The organism is Gluconacetobacter dulcium (genome assembly GCF_014174165.1).
Taxonomy (GTDB): domain Bacteria; phylum Pseudomonadota; class Alphaproteobacteria; order Acetobacterales; family Acetobacteraceae; genus Gluconacetobacter; species Gluconacetobacter dulcium.
Genome location: NZ_JABEQN010000032.1, coordinates 1 through 14,937, shown reverse-complemented (window position 1 = coordinate 14,937; position 14,937 = coordinate 1). Strand labels below are relative to the sequence as shown.

General features: G+C 64.7%; 13 protein-coding genes and 1 pseudogene. 8 read left to right on the top strand and 6 right to left on the bottom strand.

Features of this window, described 5'->3' with window-relative positions; genetic code table 11:
- Positions 1-285: 285 nt before the first annotated feature.
- Positions 286-867: a TetR/AcrR family transcriptional regulator gene (locus HLH25_RS18320; protein WP_182975450.1), complete on the bottom strand. Its 582-nt coding sequence runs from the start codon at positions 865-867 to the stop codon at positions 286-288.
- A 92-nt stretch (positions 868-959) separates the two neighbouring features.
- On the opposite strand from HLH25_RS18320, the gene HLH25_RS18315 reads away from it, so the two are divergent.
- A complete protein-coding gene (locus tag HLH25_RS18315; protein WP_182975449.1) occupies positions 960-1,940 on the top strand; it encodes an SDR family NAD(P)-dependent oxidoreductase in 981 nt (326 codons plus the stop codon).
- A gap of 113 nt (positions 1,941-2,053) precedes the next feature.
- On the top strand, positions 2,054-2,746 hold the full coding sequence (locus tag HLH25_RS18310; RefSeq protein ID WP_246402722.1) for a CBS domain-containing protein: 693 nt from the start codon (positions 2,054-2,056) through the stop codon (positions 2,744-2,746).
- Positions 2,747-2,847: 101 nt separating this feature from the next.
- On the opposite strand, the gene HLH25_RS18305 is transcribed toward HLH25_RS18310, so the two are convergent.
- From HLH25_RS18305 to HLH25_RS18295, 3 genes are all read right to left on the bottom strand, one after another.
- Complete coding sequence (locus HLH25_RS18305) at positions 2,848-5,202, bottom strand: TonB-dependent receptor (RefSeq protein ID WP_246402718.1); 2,355 nt, start codon at positions 5,200-5,202, stop codon at positions 2,848-2,850.
- A gap of 154 nt (positions 5,203-5,356) precedes the next feature.
- Positions 5,357-6,169 (bottom strand): phosphate/phosphite/phosphonate ABC transporter substrate-binding protein, encoded by an 813-nt coding sequence (locus HLH25_RS18300; protein ID WP_182975447.1) that lies wholly within the window; start codon positions 6,167-6,169, stop codon positions 5,357-5,359.
- Positions 6,166-7,056: a fatty acid desaturase gene (locus HLH25_RS18295; RefSeq protein ID WP_246402717.1), complete on the bottom strand. Its 891-nt coding sequence runs from the start codon at positions 7,054-7,056 to the stop codon at positions 6,166-6,168. Before HLH25_RS18295 ends, HLH25_RS18300 begins: the two co-directional genes overlap by 4 nt.
- A gap of 157 nt (positions 7,057-7,213) precedes the next feature.
- Between HLH25_RS18295 and HLH25_RS18290 the strand changes: the two genes are divergently transcribed.
- Both HLH25_RS18290 and HLH25_RS18285 read left to right on the top strand, forming a co-directional pair.
- Positions 7,214-8,053 carry a helix-turn-helix domain-containing protein gene (locus HLH25_RS18290; protein ID WP_182975445.1) on the top strand — a complete coding sequence of 280 codons (840 nt, stop codon included), beginning with the start codon at positions 7,214-7,216 and terminating at the stop codon, positions 8,051-8,053.
- Positions 8,054-8,079: 26 nt separating this feature from the next.
- Positions 8,080-9,324, top strand: a complete 1,245-nt coding sequence (locus HLH25_RS18285) for an MFS transporter (protein WP_182975444.1) — start codon at positions 8,080-8,082, stop codon at positions 9,322-9,324.
- A gap of 56 nt (positions 9,325-9,380) precedes the next feature.
- On the opposite strand, the gene HLH25_RS18280 is transcribed toward HLH25_RS18285, so the two are convergent.
- A complete protein-coding gene (locus HLH25_RS18280; RefSeq protein ID WP_182975443.1) occupies positions 9,381-10,274 on the bottom strand; it encodes a DMT family transporter in 894 nt (297 codons plus the stop codon).
- 107 nt (positions 10,275-10,381) lie between these two features.
- Between HLH25_RS18280 and HLH25_RS18275 the strand changes: the two genes are divergently transcribed.
- Both HLH25_RS18275 and HLH25_RS18270 read left to right on the top strand, forming a co-directional pair.
- On the top strand, positions 10,382-11,863 hold the full coding sequence (locus HLH25_RS18275) for an aminotransferase-like domain-containing protein (RefSeq protein ID WP_182975442.1): 1,482 nt from the start codon (positions 10,382-10,384) through the stop codon (positions 11,861-11,863).
- Between the two features lie 55 nt (positions 11,864-11,918).
- Positions 11,919-12,389 (top strand): annotated as a pseudogene (locus HLH25_RS18270) (DUF523 domain-containing protein).
- Positions 12,390-12,927: 538 nt separating this feature from the next.
- Here the strand turns inward: HLH25_RS18270 and HLH25_RS18265 are convergent.
- The gene (locus tag HLH25_RS18265) at positions 12,928-13,317 is read right to left on the bottom strand and encodes a PRC-barrel domain-containing protein (protein WP_182975441.1); all 390 of its coding nucleotides are present in this window, start codon (positions 13,315-13,317) and stop codon (positions 12,928-12,930) included.
- Between the two features lie 264 nt (positions 13,318-13,581).
- On the opposite strand from HLH25_RS18265, the gene HLH25_RS18260 reads away from it, so the two are divergent.
- Positions 13,582-14,421: an aldo/keto reductase gene (locus HLH25_RS18260; protein ID WP_182975440.1), complete on the top strand. Its 840-nt coding sequence runs from the start codon at positions 13,582-13,584 to the stop codon at positions 14,419-14,421.
- A gap of 54 nt (positions 14,422-14,475) precedes the next feature.
- The coding region (locus HLH25_RS18255; RefSeq protein WP_182975439.1) for a cupin domain-containing protein at positions 14,476-14,937 on the top strand (462 nt) is incomplete at its 3' end.

Below are 14,937 nucleotides of genomic sequence, written 5' to 3'. Positions count from 1 at the left end.
GTCCGGTCGCGATCCAAATACTTAAGTTATGATTAAATTCGGTATCAAATTTTTATTTGAAGACTTGGTTACTCCGAAAATAAACATATGCGGTCAGGTCGCAAGTGAGAAATATGTCTGTATTCGTGTGCACCTGTATCAATTCGTCCTGGCCAAGACTGCGACCGACCGGTTTCGGCAGGCAATATTATCCGTGGATTTTTTTCTCCGTGCGTCAGGGCCGACGCACTGACGCTGTCGACACAGGGACCACATCGGCGCCGTGAGAAATGACTCTATACTTCGTCAACGCGAAAGGGGCCTTGAACCGGCGATGAGGATATCGACAAGACGCCGGGCGCTGGCTTCCCAGCCCGGGGCGGCCGCGACGTTGGAGACGCCGACCAGGGCGCGCAGGAAATCCAGCGGGTCGAGGTCGGGGCGGATGTCGCCGCTTTGCACCGCGCGCGCCACCAGCGCGTCGATGGTGGCCTTGATGACATCCGCCGAGGCCGCGTAGAGCGCGCTGGGGCCGCCCACCAGCGCGTTCAGGGCGGGCGCGATCACCTGCTTGGCGGCGATGTAGTCCACGAACAGCAGCATCCATGCACGCAGGGCCTCGACCGGCGGATGCATGTTGGCGAGGTCCACCGCGGCGACGGCGAGGCGGTCCAGTTCGTTGCGATAGATCGCCTCGATCAGGGCGTCTCGGCTGGCGAAATGGCGGTAGAGCGTGCCGATTCCGACCTCTGCACGGCGGGCGACCTCGTCCAGCGGGATGTCGGTTTCGCCCGCGTGGAAGGCGGCCTTTGCGACATCCAGCAGGCGCTGCCGGTTGCGCTGGCCGTCGCTGCGCGGCTTGCGGCGCGATGTTTTTTCTCCGTCCACCCCACCTGCCCCTTGTTAAACGGAGGGATGCTCCGCATATCCATAAGCGGAGCATGCTTCCATATAACTCCCTTTTCTGCTGGAGGCCAATGATGGCACAGGATTTTGGCGCGACATCCACGACCGAGGATGTTCTTTCCGGTGTTTCCCTTGCCGGCCGGCGCGTGCTGGTGACCGGTGTTTCGGCCGGGCTCGGGGTCGAGACGGCGCGCGCGCTGGCGGCCCATGGCGCGCATGTGGTGGGGACCGCGCGCGACCTGGACAAGGCGCATCGCGCGACCGAACAGGCGCGTGCGGATGCGGCGCGTGGCGGCGGGGCGCTGGAACTGGTCGCGCTGGACCTGGCGGACCTGGCCAGCGTGCGCGCCTGTGCCGATGCGCTGAAGGCGCAGGCCCTGCCCTTCGATCTGGTGATTGCCAATGCGGGCGTGATGGCAACGCCGTTCGGCCACACCAAAGACGGGTTCGAGACGCAGTTCGGCACCAATCATCTGGGGCATTTCGTGCTGGTCAACCGGATTGCCGGGCTGATGAAATCCGGTGGGCGGCTGGTCAATCTGGCCTCGGCGGGCCATCGTTTTGCCGATGTCGACCTGGACGATCCGAATTTCGAGCGGACGCCATATGAGCCGTTCGTGGCCTATGGGCGGTCCAAGACCGCCAACATCCTGTTCGCGGTGGCGTTCGATGCGCGGCATCGGGCGCGGGGCGTGCGGGCGACGGCCGTGCATCCCGGCGGGATCATGACCGAACTGGTGCGCCATATGGGTGCCGGGGAGATCGAGGCCATGATGGCGCAGATCAACGAACGCGCCACCGCCGAGGGCAAGCCGCCCTTCCAGTTCAAGACCATTCCGCAGGGGGCCGCGACCTCGGTCTGGGCCGGCGTGGTGGCGGATGCCGATGCTGTCGGCGGCCATTATTGCGAGGATTGCCACGTGAGCGCCGTGGTGCCCGACGACTCGACGAGCGGGCTGATGGATGGTGGCGTGCGGGCTTATGCCGTCGATCCGGCGCGGGCGGAGGCGCTGTGGGCGGAGAGCGAGGAGCTGGTGGGCGAACGGTTCGGCTGATCGGGACGGGCGCCTCTTCACAAAATCCGGAACGCGATTGCAGAGGTTGCCGGGCGTGCCCACCATCGGTGTGTCTCTAGCAAAGGCTGCACGCCATGAGAGTCCGGGACATCATGACATCACCGGTGTTCTGCGTCGAACCGACGCAGGGCATCGCCGACGCGATCCAGTTGATGCTGGAGCGCAGAATCAGCGGATTGCCCGTTACCACCGCGCAAGGCGAACTGGTCGGCATCGTCACCGAAGGCGACCTGTTGCGTCGGCATGAACTGGGAACCGCCGGTGCCCATTCCTGGCTGAAGGACCTGTTCCTGTCACCCGGTCGGCGGGCTGAGGACTATGTGCATACCCACGGCCGCAAGGTCGCCAACGTCATGACCGAGCAGCCGGCGACCATCGAGCCGGATGCCCGGCTGTCCGACGCCATCGACATGATGACCGTCCATCATGTGCGGCGCCTGCCCGTAATCGAGAATGGCAGGGTGATCGGCATCCTCGCGCGGGCCGACGTGCTGCGCGCCCTGCTGCCCCTGGCCGCCGAACCGCCCGATGCCACCGATGACACCGTGATCCGCGAAGCGGTCGAGGCGTCGCTGGAACGCGGACTGGGGGCCTCGGTGCGGGATCTGGTCAAGGTCGAAACCTATCGCGGGGCGGTTATCCTCAGCGGCGCGGTGACCGACGAGCGGCTGATACCGGCGGCGCAGGTAGCGGCGGAGAACACGCCGGGGGTGACATCGGTGACCAACCAGTTGATCGTGGTCGGGCCCTTTGTGGGGGCGAATGTGCCGGCACCGCCGTTCTGAACCCGCGCCTTTTCGAGCAGGGGAACCGGGAAACCCTGATTCGTTCGGGAATCTGTTGCCGGATTCGGCACGTTTTCTGAACGGATCTGGGTCTTTCTTTGTCAGAAATTTGCGCTGATGGTGCCGAAGAACTGGCGCGGGGCGCCCATCAGGAAATAATTGTAGCCGGTATCTACGAAATTGTTGCCCAGTTCGTTGGTGGTGGCAACGTAGGTCTTGTTGGCCAGATTGTAGATGTTGAAACTGGCCGTGACGCCCTTGAGGAAACCGACGGCACCGAAATCATAACGGGCGCCGAAATTGGCCAGGAAATAACCGGGGACGTGCAGGTCGTTCGTGTAGGTCAACTGGCGGCTGGACAGGTAGCTGCCATCGACATGCACCGCGAAACGGCCGATGCGGTAGCTGATATTCCCCTTGTACATGAATTGCGGATAGTTCGGCACCAGCTTGCCCCGGATCGGCTGCACGATGCCGCCGGTCGTGACGTTCTGGTCGTAGGTCGAGTGGGCGTAGGAAAAGGAATTGTAGATCGACAGCCCGTCCAGCGGGCGGATGGTCACGCTGGCTTCCGCGCCGTCGGTGGTGACGCCGCCGACATTCTGCACCGCCGTGATGGGGTTGATGCCCGCCTGGCTGGTAATGAGTTGCAGGCGGTTGGAGAAATTGATGCGGTAGAGCGAGGCCAGCGCGCTGATCAGCGGCGTGGTGAAGCGGTATCCGCCCTCGTACACCCAGTCGGTTTCGGGACGCAGCGTGTTCTTCGTGCTCTGGAACGCGGTCTGGGAGGCGGTCCATGGCGTGGCCGAGACATTGGTGCCGTAGCCGTCCTGGGGGAAGCCGCGCATGTTGTGCGAGACATCGAAGAACAGTTCGTTATGCGGCAGGAAACGCCAGTTGGCCGAGAGTTGCGGCAGGAAGGCGTTCGAGGCTTCCAGCCGCCCCTGCGCGACCTGGCCGCCATTGATCGACGGGTCCTGCGTGGAGACGTTGTTGCCCGCGTTGACGATCATGGATTTGAAGCCGGCATTGACCGTCAGCGTGTCCGTGACGCGATAGGTATCCTGAAGATGGAAGACGAAGGTGTTGGACGAGAACGCTTCCTGCCAGGGATGGGCGAAGACCTTGTCGCCGGGGAAGCCGTTTGTGGGGTTGCCCAGCGTGCCTTCGCCCAGCAGGGGGGCTTCGGTAAAATAGCGGCCTTCGTTGAAAGTTCCGTATTCGTACCAGACGCCGGCATTGATGGTGTTGCGGGCGATCGTGTAGCTGAGGGCTGTCTGGAAGCCGCCCCGGGCGACCTGCGGGGTCTGGATACGCTGTGACAGCGGCGCGCCGTTCGGCGAGGGCATGTAGGGCGTGGTCCAGGTGCTGTAGCCGGTATCGGCGTGGCCGTAGAGGGTGGTTTTCCAGTTCAGCCGGTCGGTCAGGTTCTCGTCCAGCGTCAGGCCGCCCAGGTAATCGACGCGGTTGGCCGTGCCGGCGTAATAGGCGGCGTCGAACGGGTCGTTGGTGGCCAGGAAGGACGCAGGATAGGTGCCTTGCGCGGCCCTGTAGGCGGCTGTGTAGTCGGGATAGTAATTGGCCAGTCCGGGGCCGACCGTGTGCAGATAGTTCGTCGTCATGTCCTGATAGTCGAATTGCTGCGTCGAACTCCAGTCGAAGAACAGCTTGAGCGACGAATTGCGGGCCAGCGGCTGGACGAGCTTGGCGTTGACCTGATCCGAATAATTGTAACCGCCGCCTTTCCACAGATTCATGTTGGTGCGCGCGTAGGAGACGTAGAAACGGGTGCCGGTCTTGTTGAGGTCGCCGCTTTCCAGCCGGATATAGGTGCGCATGGCGGCGTTGCTGCCGAATGTCTGGCTGACCGTGCCGCCGCGCCTGTGGGACGGGTCGATGGAATGGATCTGGATGGCGCCGCCGAGATTGCTGGTGGATGCGACGTCGATCGCGCCTGCGCCCTGCGAGACATCGACGCCGCCGACATTGTCGGAAATGATCGAACGGGTCACGCTGAGGCCGTTGTAATTGTTGAACTGCTGGTCGCCCAGCGGAATGTCGTCCAGCGTGAAACCGAGTTGCGACTGGCTGAAGCCGCGCATGAAGATCTGGCTGGAATATTCATAGGCGCCGAACGGGTCCGCCGACTGGTACACCACGCCGGGGAGCTGGCTGAGGACCTTGAGCGGGGACGTGCCGGGCACGCTCTGCTGCATCATGGTGCGCGTGATGCTGGTCATCTGCCGGGTGGAACCGTGGCCGAAGACCGCGATCTCTTCATGTTCCGCCGGCGGAGGGGACGCCTTGGCGGCGGGTGTGCGCGCGTGTGCGGCCGGGTGGCCGGGCGCGGCGTGCGCGGGTCTGTCGGCAGCGTTCGCCGCGTGGCCCGGCAGGAAGGCGGGGATCATGATCACGCCGCTCAGGATCGTGGAACGTGCAAGGTTCTGTCGGGTCATTGTGAGACTCTTTGAAAGGCGAAAAATAGCGTGGATCTCCGCGTGGCCGATGAAACGCGCGACGCCATGGCGGCGATCCGGCCTGAATCCCTGACGGGATCATTGGCCCCGGAAGTGTCGCGCAAACAGCACAGCACCGATCATGCGGAAACGGTCAGCGGGAGGCGGGCTGCCAACATCGCGCTGCCTGCATGACGGTGCGCCTGACATCCTCCGGCAGGGATGCCGAGCAGATGAATGGCAGGCCGGTGGAGGGGCTGGTCCAGCCGGTTACGCGCAGTCCGGCCGCGAGAGACGGATGATGGCGCTGCGCCAAGGCCCAGCTTCGGCAGTCGATCGCGGCCAGGTCGGCCGCGCCTTGTGCCACCCGGTGCAGGGAAGACAGGTGGCTGCCGGTCTGGATCGTGCGGGAGAAGAGCGCCATGGACGCGCCGCGTGCCGCCAGGTCGCGCACCAGGGAAAGGTAGCCGGAGCGGGAGTCCGCCGCGTTGAAGGCGAAGCGACGCCCGGCCAATGGAGGCAGGATGGGGGCTGCGGCGTGAGCGGGGGATATGTCGGCCGCGTCGCCTGCGTGACGGCGTTCGACGATCGCGCTGCGATAGAGGGGGCCGTCGCCGCCCGTCAGGCCGTCGTAGCTGTTCTGGGCGACGACATGCACGAAGGGTTTCAGGCCCCGGTCGAGCGGGCCCCAGCAGGTTTCGCCGAGCAGCAGGGCCGGGTGACGCCAGAGAACGTGCAGGTCGAACGTCTCGGGCGGCAGCGTTGCCGGGTCGGGCGCGATGAGGGTGCCCGAGGCATCCCTGATTCCGCCGGGCACCGCCGGCAGATCCGCGTTGCGTCGGGCGAGGTCTTGCGGGGCGGGGATACCGCGCTGCCGCAATGCGTCGCGCAGTTGATGCCAGGCGGCGTCGACGGCCGCGCGTTCCTCCGGAAGATCATACATCGGCAGGGCGGCAACGAAGTTCATGGCCGGGGTCCGGCCGGGGAGACCGGGTGCAGCAGGGGTTCCTTGGGGCGCAGGAAATGCCGCCGGATGATGGTGCGATAGCCGCGATAGACGTAGCCCCGGTTGCGGGCCTGCCATCCTGCGCGGTCCTGCGCGTAGAGGCCGGGCATGCGGAACCAGGGTTCGCCGGGACGGGCATGATGGACGACATGCAGGTTGTTGTAGAGAAACAGCAATGACAGCAGCGATCGTTCCACGATGATCGTCCGGCCGTCGGGCGTTTCGTGCCACTGGTGCTCGCAATAGGAGCGCAGGCCGATCAGCGCGTTGCCGGCATAGGCGGGGCCCAGCGCATACAGCCAGAACGGCATGTGAAAGCCGCGCGTGACCATGGCGGCGACCGCGAGAACCGAGAGGGCGTGGATGGCCCACGCCAGGCGGATCGTGCGGTCCCCTGCCCCGATATGGCGCAGATCGTGCAGGAAGAAGCGCAGGCTGCCCACCAGCGGACCCAGCAGCAGGCGGCCCAGCACCGTATTGTTGGCGGTGAGCAGCAGGCGCCGGGCGCGGCCCAGTTGCGACCAGCTTTCGCGGTCCCAGTAATAGCTCTCGGGGTCGCCGTGCGGGTCGGTCAGCGTTTCGTCGCGATGGTGCAGCAGGTGCGTCGTGCGGTAGCGGCGATAGGGATAGGCCAGGCCGAGCGGCAGGCCGACCAGCAGTTCGTTGCACAGGGCGGACGGTGTGGGGTGGCCGTGGATGGCCTCGTGCTGGAGCGAGGAATGGAAGGCCACCATCACGGCCATGCCTGCCAGTGCCAGAACGGGATGCGCGGGGTAGAGCAGGCCGCCGAGCAGGAGCCAGCTCGTGTAGCAGAGCAGGATGGCAGCCCATGTGGGCCATTCCGCCATGGTCTGCGCGGCAAAACTACCGCGCCTTATCGTTTTATACTCAATGTCCCTCATAAAACTCATTCGTAACCGTCAAAACAACCTTTTCAATGAGTATGTTGTAAAATATGTTCACTTTTGTCACGCATATCACGATTTATAATGTGAATAAACCATCATGAGCAAACGCCTGATATCGCAGGTTTTTCAGCAGCGCGTGTTGTCGCTGATCCAGGCGTCTTCGAGAAGCCGCTCTGCCTTTGCCGAGGAGATCGGGGTCGATCGGTCGGCGTTGAGCCAGTTGTTGGCCGAGGATGCCGTGCGGCTGCCCCGTGCCGATACGCTGGTGCGGATCGCCCGACGCTACAACGTCTCCGTGGACTGGCTGCTGGGCATGACGGACAGTGCCGGCGCGACCGGCGGGCGCACGACGGAGGTGGCCGATAATCCGGATTATTACAATATCCCCCTCCTGACCCGGTGGCATGCCGAGGCCGAGGGCATGAAGATCCGCTATGTGCCCTATCGCCTGCCGGATATCCTGCGTATGTCCGAAATCGTGGCGTGGGAACTGGGGCCGGGCCATGACGACCCCGAGGCGATCGAGACGATCGTCAGCAAGCTGGATTATAACCGGGGACCGGGCACGGATATGGAAATCTGCCTGCCGACCCAGACGGTCACGAGCCTGATCGACGGTGTTTTTCCCTGGGACGGGCTGCCGGTTTCGATCCGCCGCGCCCAGATCGAGCATATGGTGGAGCAGGTGGAGGCGCTGTATCCGTCGCTGCGCATCTTTCTGTTCGACGGGCGCAGGCAGCATACGGTGCCCTATACGATCTTCGGTACGCAGCGGGCGGCCATCTATGCCGGCAGCCAGTATATCGTCTTCAACGACCAGACGACCATCCAGCAGATGCAGCGCCATTTCGACAGCCTGATCCGCCAGTCGGGCATCCAGCCTCACGAAGTCTCCCGCTGGTTGCGGCAGGCGGCGCTGACGATACGAAACCGTTAGGGTTTACCAAGGATTTTATGGTTCCCATGCAGCCTTCCGACCGCCGCACGCGCCAGCGCATCACGCTTCTTCTGCTCGTTGGTGCCGGTTGCATCAATTATGTCGATCGGGCGACCCTTTCCATCGGCAATACCGCGATCATGGCGGACATGCATCTGTCCTACGCCACGATGGGCTGGCTGCTGTCCGCGCTGGCCTGGACCTACATGATCAGCCAGGTGCCGATGGGCCTGCTGGCGGACCGCCTGGACGGGCGGGTGTTTCTGGGCACCGCGCTGGTACTCTGTTCGTGCGCGGAAATCGCTTTTGGACTTGTCGATAGCGCGGCGAGCATTTTCTGGACCCGCGCGCTTCTGGGCCTGGGCGAGGCGCCGCTGTTTCTGGCCGGCACACGGGTGCTGGTGCATTGGTACGCGCCCGAGGAACGGGGCGGGGCGATCGGGCTGTTCAACGGCTCTGCCTCGCTGGGTCCGGCGCTGGCGCCGCCGCTGCTGCTGGCGGTGATGGCATGGTGGGGCTGGCGCGACATGTCGGTGGTGGTGGGGGTGGTCAACCTGCTGCTCGCCATCGGGTGGATCGTCTATTATCGCGATCCGCTGCCCGGCGAGTCCGCCGCCGCGCCGGTGCGGGTGCATCATGACAAGGCGCCTGTGCGGTCTGCCCTGCGCGACGATCTGGGCTATCTGCTGGGGCGGCGCGATACGTGGGCGGCGACGGCGGGGTTTACCGGGGTGGTGTATCTGAGTTCGCTCTACATCACCTGGCTGCCTGCGTGGCTGGAGAAGACGGAGAGCCTGTCGGTGATCCAGGCCGGCCTGCTGTCCGCCTTTCCGCAGATCTTCAGCTTCGCGGGCTGCCTGGGTGGGGGGAAGCTGGTGGATATGGTCAGCCGGCGCGGGGTGGCGCCGCTGGCGGCCTGCCGGCGGACCGTCGTGCTGTCCATGCTGGCCTGTGCGGTGCTGACCGCCCTGCTGGCGCTGCAACCGGCGCGCATGCCCGCCCTGACCCTGCTGGCGCTGGCGCTGTTCGCCAACGGGGTGGCGGTGAGCTGCGGCTGGACGCTGGGCACGCTGATCACCACCGAGGACCGGGTGGCGACGCTGGAAGCGATCCAGAATACCGGGGCCTCGCTGGGGGGCGCGATGGCCCCCATCCTGACTGGTCTTCTGGCCACGCGGTTCGGGTCGTTCGGTCCTGCCTTTGTGCTGGCCGGCGGGATCGGGCTTGTGAGCACCGCGATCTATCATCGCGGCTTCGCGGCCACCCGTTAAAATGAAGGGTGGCCAAAGCCTCTGGCTTTGGCGGGGCGGGGGGGGGCAAAGCCCCGCTATGGCTGGCGGGCCGGCACCCGCACGGCCGGCGAGAAATGCCGCGCGCCGATCACGCAGAACACGACGCCGAGCGCGGTGAGCAGCAGTTGGCTGCTGACAGGCTCGCGCAGCACCAGGGAGGCGAGGAAGAACCCGAGGAAGGGCTGGAGAAGCTGCAACTGCCCGACCGCCGCGATACCGCCCAGCGCCAGCCCGCGATACCAGAAGACGAAGCCGAGAAACATCGAGAACACGGTGACATAGGCCAGCCCCAGCCATGCGGAGGGTGCGATGCCGCCCCAATGGGCGGGGGCCGTGATGACGCCGCCGATGATCGAGACCGGCAGGGCCACCACCAGCGCCCAGCAGATGACGCGCAGGCCGCCCAGAGTGCGCGACAGGCGGCCGCCCTCGGCGTAGCCCAGCCCGCAGATGATGACGGACAGGATCATGGTGAGATCCGCGCCCAGGGACCCTGCCACGCCCCGGTGGGCGGCGAAGCCGCAGACCAGGGCCGCGCCGGCCGCCGACCAGGCCCAGAAGGCCGGCGATAGGCGTTCGCCCCCGCGCAGCACGCCGAAGGTCGCGGTGGCCAGCGGCAGCAGGCCGAGAAAGAGGATGGAACGGGTGGAGGGCATGCCCTGCAAGGCCAGGGCGCTGAGCAGCGGGAAGCCGAGCACCACGCAGAGCGCGACGACGGCCAGGGCGAGCAGGTCGCGCGGTGCGGGGACGCTGGCCCGGCATCGCCACAGGCACAGCGCCCCGAGGAGGCCGGCCAGTGCGGCACGGGCGGCGGTGAGAAACAGCGGGTCGAACCCCGCGATCGCCAGCTTGGTGGCCGGCATCGAGCCGCTGAAGATCGTCATGCCGATCAGGCCCGCGATCCAGCCTTCCGTCGTTCTGTCCTGCATTGGTCCGTCCTTTGCCTGCCGGTTCGTGATGCGGGACGTGGCCGTGGATTTCCAGATACGGTCAGGTACAATTACACTAAACTGTATTGTTCAGGAGACCGGTACGGATGGACGGGCAGCAGGCGGACGGCACACGGGTGGCGCAGGTGATGGGGCTGGTGCGGCACCGGATCGAGCGGCGGTTGCTGACGCCGGGGGCGCGGCTGCCTTCGATCCGCGCCATGGCGGAGGCGGCGGGGGTGTCGAAATCCACCGTGGTCGAGGCGTATGACCGGCTGCATGCCGAAGGGGCGGTCCGCTCGCGCCCCGGTGCCGGCTTTTATGTGGCGGCGCCGCTGGCCCCGCTGTCGCTGGACGTGCCGACATCGGAAGGGGCGCGGATGGTCGATCCGATCGGCATGTTGCGGGCGTCGCTGGAGCAGGACCCGGCGGCGCTGTCGCCCGGCTGCGGCTGGCTGCCGGCTGCCTGGATGCCGGAGGATCTGGTGCGGCGGGCGTTGCGTGCCGTGGCGCGGGAGGGTTCAGTCGAGATGCTGTTCGATTACGACAGCCCGCTGGGGCATGCGCCGATCCGCGCCTATGTGGCGCGCCGGATGGCGGAGCAGGATATCGGCGTCTCGCCCGCGCAGATCCTGACGACGGATTCCGGGTCGCACGCGCTGGACCTGATCTGCCGCTTCCTGCTGCGGCCGGGCGATAGCGTGATGGTGGACGACCCGTGCTATTTCAATTTTCTGGCGCTGCTGCGGGCGCATCAGGTGCGGGTGGTCGGTGTGCCTTATCTGGCCGACGGGCCGGATGTTGCCGCCTTCGACCGTGTGGCGGCGGCGTGCCGGCCGCGCCTGTATATTACCAATGCCGCCATTCATAATCCGACCGGTGCCGTTCTTTCGCCCGTGGTGGCGCACCGGGTGCTGCGGCTGGCGGAAGCACACGACATCATCATAGTGGAAGACGACATCTTCGCCGATTTCGAAGCGACGCCCGCCGCGCGCCTGGCGACCTTCGACGGGCTGGAGCGGGTGGTGCGGATCGGCAGTTTTTCCAAGACGGTTTCGGCCGCCTTCCGCTGCGGCTACATCGCCGTACGGCCGGACTGGGTGGAAGGGCTGGTCGATCTGCGCGTGGCCAGTTCCATTGCCTCCGGGCGGCTGGCGGCCGGAATCTGCCATGCCGTGCTGACCGATAGCGGCTATCGGCGGCATGTGGGACAGATGCGCGCGCGGCTGGACCAGTGCCGGGCGCGGGTGACGGCGCGGCTGAAACGGCTGGGACTGACGCCGACCGTGGAGCCGGATTCCGGCCCGTTTTTATGGTGCCGGCTGCCCGACGGGCTGGCGGCGACCGATGTGGCACGGCGGGCGCTGGCGCAGGGGGTGATCCTGGCGCCGGGGAATCTGTTCAGCGCCGATGGGATTGCCGCCGATTGCCTGCGGTTCAACGTGGCGCGGATGGACGACGAGAAGGTGTATCGGGTGTTGGCGGAGGCGGTGGGAAGGCCAGGGTTCCACCCTGGACCCGCCAAAGGCGGTGCCTTTGGAAACCCATTTTTTAATCCGTCGATTTCCGGGATTCCTCGCATGAAGTGATGCGAGGTCGGACGTCTTTCTGCCTCTTTTTTGGAACGCAACGCGAGGCTGCCTGGTGGGCCACCCTGTGCGCCATGACGGGGCGGCCAAACCTGCCCTGCATCCGGCGCTGGACCGGTGGCAGGCGGAGGGTCGGCTGGTGGTTGTCTGCCCCGAGCTTTCCGGCAGTTTCGGCGTTCCGCGTCCGCCGGCCGAAATTGCGCGTGGGTAATCCGGCGAAGGGGTGCTGGAAAGGACGGCCTGCGTGATCGACACCAATGGCGGGGATGTGTCGGCACCCTATATTGCCGGGGCCGAGGCCGCGCTGGCCCTGGCGCGGGAGCAGGGGTGCCGGTTTGCGATCCTGACCGACGGCAGCCCGTCCTGCGGCAGCGTCTTCATTTATGACGGGACGTTTCGTGGCAGAAAGCATGAGGGCATGGGCGTGACGGCGGCGCTGTTGCGCGCCTATGGCGTGCTGGTGTTTGCGGAAAGCGGGATCGACGCGCTGGAGGCGCGATTGTCTGAAGCTGACACGGAAGCCTGACGCCTGCCCTGCCCTTGTCGCAAGCGCGTCGGTTGCCAACGCGTTTCCGCCCAATGAGTGTTCATTCGACCGGATTCGCAGGATTTGTGAGAATGAGACGCCAATCTGGGGCGGGAAAGATGCTTGCGGACGGGCCTGGCGCACGGTTTGACGAGGACGCAATGACCGATGGGCGGTGAAGGGCTGAAGGAGGCGTTTGCCTCCGGCGTGGCCGCGCTGGCGTATAGGTGACATCGGGGGATAATCCGAATGCGGTGGCGTCGGCCGGGAAGCTTGTCGCTTCGGATGACGGTGTGAACTGGGCGGTGATCGACCGTCACGCCGGGCAGTATTTCGCGTGGAAGCGGCAGGCCGGCCTGTTCCTGATCGGCGATCCATGCCGGCATGGACCGTATTGTTGGCAACCTCAGGAGCGGAACCGGCGATGATCGGCGCGCTCGAACTGCTGAGGCATCGTCGGTAAACATTATAACGACGTGGCGGAGGGTTTGGTCCCCCTGCCACGCCGAGATGCTGATCGGTGACGATTGAGGGCGTTTTAACGCCCGATCCTGCCTTCGTAGTAGTCATCGACCTGATGCGTATACAGGTCGTCGCTCCAGTTCGGCATGGATTCCGATGTATAGCTGGGTGCGCTCTTCAACTGGTCCGGCGTCAGATCGACGACGTATCCCCGAAGATTCGTGTCGTATGTCAGGGCCTTCCATGGGAGCGGATGGTAGCTGTTGCCCATTCCAAGAAAGCCGCCGAAACTCATGACGGCGTAGGCGACATGGCCGGTCTGTTTATCGACCATGAAGTGTTTGATCGTTCCCAGCTTTTCCTGGGCCGGGGAATAGACCGCCGTGCCCTCGACTTTGTCGGAGGCGATGAGGTCGTGGGTCTCGTCGATTCTGTCGGTGGTGAATCTGTCCGTTGGATTTGCCATGATGGCCTCCTGTTGGTTGGACCACGGGAATGTAGGTCGGCACGGTTATCCGCCGGGCAAGGGGGGAGCCGATTTTTCTCTACACGTTCCCTTGAGGCAAGCCGGAGAAGGGGGATTTCGAAAGCAAATGGAGGCGCTTGGCATTTTAAGAAGAAGATGCGCCTTCCCTTCCCTGCCGCGCTGCCATCGGCCATGGTTCTGAGGCAACCTGTGCGGCGTTGCGGCGTCAGTGACCGTAACGTGCATGATTGAAAGAAACGGATAATGAGCAATCCCGACTCCCAGCCTGGAAAAGGCACGCAGCCGCGTATCCCGCTCAATGACGGCACGACGATGCCGCAACTGGGTCTGGGCGTGTGGCGGACGCCGGCGGACGAGACGGCCGATATCGTGCGCTATGCGGCCGATGCGGGATATCTGGCCGTGGATACGGCCGCGATCTACAAAAACGAAGAGGGGGTGGGCGATGGGTTGGCGGATCGCCCTGGCATTTATGTCACGACCAAGCTCTGGAACGATGACCAGGGGTATGACGCGACAATGCGCGCATTCGAGACCAGCCTGCGCAAGCTGCGCCGCGAGGTGCTGGACCTGTATCTGATCCACTGGCCGCGGGCCGCCGAGGGCAGGTTTGTCGAGACGTGGAAGGCGATGGTGGCGCTCCAGAAAGACGGGCGGGTGCGGTCGATCGGTGTTTCGAATTTTCGCCCGGAGGATCTGGACCGCGTCATCGCGGCGACGGGTGTGGTGCCGGCCGTCAACCAGATCGAACTGCATCCGCGTTTCCAGCAGCGTGCGCTGCGTGCCTTTCATGAAAAACACGGCATCAGGACCGAATCCTGGAGTCCGCTCGGGCAGGGGCAGGTGCTGGAAGACCCTGTGATTGCGGAGATCGGCCGGAAATACGGCAAGACGCCGGCGCAGGTGGTCATTCGCTGGCATCTCGACAGCGGGCTGATCGTTATTCCCAAATCGGTCACGCCGAAGCGGATCGTGGAGAATATTTCAGTCTTCGATTTTGCCCTGGATGCGGAGGACATGCGGCGGATTGCAGGTCTGGATCGGGCGGATGGCCGCATCGGGCCGGACCCGGCGACGTTTTAGCAAGGGAGGAATGGGCTGGAAGGGGTTTGCGGCCATGCTTTGGAGGGACAGCAGATGTTCAGGATTCCGTTTCTTGCCGTGTTGGTGACTGTGGGATTCGCGACTGTCGGGCCGGGCGCCCGCGCTGGGGACAGGCCGATCGTTCTGACGCCGCAGGATATCAGATGGCAGGCCGCGCCGGCGGATTTTCCGAAGGGGGTCGAAATTGCGTATGTTTACGGGAATGTGGCCCAACCTGGGCCGTTTGTGATCCGGGTGAAGATGCCGGCCCATGCGCAGATCGCGCCGCATACCCATAACATGGACGAGACCTTAACCGTTCTGGCCGGCCATTTCACCCATTACATCGGCAAGAGCTTTACTGGCGCACAGGCGAACGAACTTGCGACAGGGGGATTCGTCCAGTACTGTTCACTTAGAGGGTATAATGACGATATTGGGGCGATAGGGTGGAGGCCTGCCACGATGGCGACGAGGATAACGTGGTTTGAGCCGCTTGACGCCGCGGTGACGCGA

What these genes read in the sequence shown, in the direction of transcription:
- HLH25_RS18300 (WP_182975447.1), bottom strand. Translation starts at nt 6,169, where the DNA reads ATGAACTTCGTTGCCGCCCTGCCGATGTATGATCTTCCGGAGGAACGC.
- HLH25_RS18310 (WP_246402722.1), top strand. Translation starts at nt 2,054, where the DNA reads ATGACATCACCGGTGTTCTGCGTCGAACCGACGCAGGGCATCGCCGAC.
- HLH25_RS18285 (WP_182975444.1), top strand. Translation starts at nt 8,080, where the DNA reads ATGCAGCCTTCCGACCGCCGCACGCGCCAGCGCATCACGCTTCTTCTG.
- HLH25_RS18290 (WP_182975445.1), top strand. Translation starts at nt 7,214, where the DNA reads ATGAGCAAACGCCTGATATCGCAGGTTTTTCAGCAGCGCGTGTTGTCG.
- HLH25_RS18295 (WP_246402717.1), bottom strand. Translation starts at nt 7,056, where the DNA reads ATGGCGGAATGGCCCACATGGGCTGCCATCCTGCTCTGCTACACGAGC.
- HLH25_RS18305 (WP_246402718.1), bottom strand. Translation starts at nt 5,202, where the DNA reads ATGACCCGACAGAACCTTGCACGTTCCACGATCCTGAGCGGCGTGATC.
- HLH25_RS18280 (WP_182975443.1), bottom strand. Translation starts at nt 10,274, where the DNA reads ATGCAGGACAGAACGACGGAAGGCTGGATCGCGGGCCTGATCGGCATG.
- HLH25_RS18315 (WP_182975449.1), top strand. Translation starts at nt 960, where the DNA reads ATGGCACAGGATTTTGGCGCGACATCCACGACCGAGGATGTTCTTTCC.
- HLH25_RS18265 (WP_182975441.1), bottom strand. Translation starts at nt 13,317, where the DNA reads ATGGCAAATCCAACGGACAGATTCACCACCGACAGAATCGACGAGACC.
- HLH25_RS18260 (WP_182975440.1), top strand. Translation starts at nt 13,582, where the DNA reads ATGAGCAATCCCGACTCCCAGCCTGGAAAAGGCACGCAGCCGCGTATC.
- HLH25_RS18275 (WP_182975442.1), top strand. Translation starts at nt 10,382, where the DNA reads ATGGACGGGCAGCAGGCGGACGGCACACGGGTGGCGCAGGTGATGGGG.